General features: G+C 48.4%; 1 protein-coding gene. It reads left to right on the top strand.

Annotation, left to right across the window (positions count from 1 at the left end):
- Positions 1–317 precede the first annotated feature (317 nt).
- Positions 318–1,334: a class I SAM-dependent methyltransferase gene (locus tag BMZ51_RS23605; protein ID WP_068009059.1), complete on the top strand. Its 1,017-nt coding sequence runs from the start codon at positions 318–320 to the stop codon at positions 1,332–1,334.
- Positions 1,335–1,608 lie beyond the last annotated feature (274 nt).

Raw genomic sequence — 1,608 nt, 5'->3', positions numbered from 1 at the left:
GCCGGGCAGATAGGGCTGGAAATGATAGCCGCATAAGGCTTGAATACAAACAATGGATCCTCACAAAAACTGGAGGAAACTTGGGTCTCAGGTCATCAATTTTGCAGTGAGCCTACATATAGCAAGTTCAACACCTTCAAGACTACATTACTTATCTCCCTCTACGGTAGAATTACGCAACAACGCCGTGAACAGTAGGATTTGAAATGAAAATTAATTCTCTATGGCAAATAATAGGAGAGTAACGCAGTATTGTCGTATGTCTATTATAGCCTTGGTGATCAATTCTCAGACCCGCGCTCAGGTAGGTATCAAGCATGACATACAAGCCGCTAGAAACTTCAGAGGAACTTTCTCAAATTGCTTTCGGGTTTATGGCTTCCAAGGCCCTGTTTGCCGGTTTGCATATTGATTTGTTTTCCCTTCTTTCTGGTGGAGGAAAAACAGCGCGTGATATATCTAGTGAAGCCGGTATTGCGGAAAACAGGGTCACAACACTTGTTACGGCGCTTGCGTGTGTTGGTGTCCTTGTTCGCAATGGTGAGCGATATACAAATTCTCAAGCCGCTGAAAAGTTCTTGGTCAAAGGCTCCCGATATGACTTCGGTGATTATCTCAGATGTCAGATTGACCAGCAGATGTATCCCTTGCTGTTACAGCTGAATGACTCTCTTGAGGGGAAGTTGCAGCCGGACCATCTCACCTCCTATGCAAAGTGGATGAGCGATAAAGAAAGTACCGAGCTCTACAGTATATCCCAGCATGCAGGCTCGATTGCTCCGGCGCAGTCACTGGCAAGGAAACTAGACCTCTCGAAGGCCCGGAACCTGCTTGATGTTGGTGGCGGAACCGGCGCGATGACAATTTCACTTTGCGATGCCTATGAAGCCCTCAGCTCAACGATCATCGACTTTCCAAATGTTGCGGAGCTCGGGCAAGGTTTCATTGAAGGGACAGGGCTTGGAGATAGGGTCCGGTATATCTCAGGCAATGCGCTGGAGTGCGAATGGCCAGACAGGCAGGATGTTGTTTTAATGTCCTATCTCCTCAGTGGTGTTCCCGGAGAGAGAATTTCCACGCTGCTTGATAAAAGTAAAAGGGCACTGTTGCCTGACGGGCGCTTGGTTCTGCATGATTTTATTGTTGAAGCTGACAGAAGTGGTCCACCGCTCTCGGCTCTTTGGCAATTGCAACATATGTCGTTCACACCAGAGGCGCAGTCTCTTTCCGTCAGCTGGCTTTGCGATGCCCTGACAGCCGCAGGATATAAGGTGCAAAAGTGTGATGAACTTATCCCCGGCATGACAAAATACATTGTCGCAGAACCGGGCTGAAACGGGCTTGTTGGGGTCCGTTCCAGTATGGGGCGGAATGACACTCTAAGGTTCAATCAGGGTTTCTTAGACCGGTGCCATCAAGTTAACCTGAATTTGGCCGCAAGAGCTTTCACCATGCGGATTTCAAGCGTGAAGCATAGCTGCCTGTTTCCATTGTGAGAAAGCGTTGATGCGGAGGAGGTAAATGTCGATTGCAGAACGTTGGTGGCGAGGTGGAACGAACAGATTACGTAAGCCAGAGAAGGTTGCCAGAAATCTTTGAAGCTGGCCT

Source organism: Pseudovibrio axinellae, from assembly GCF_900110875.1.
Lineage (GTDB): Bacteria > Pseudomonadota > Alphaproteobacteria > Rhizobiales > Stappiaceae > Pseudovibrio > Pseudovibrio axinellae.
This window is presented reverse-complemented; position numbering and strand designations above follow the sequence as displayed.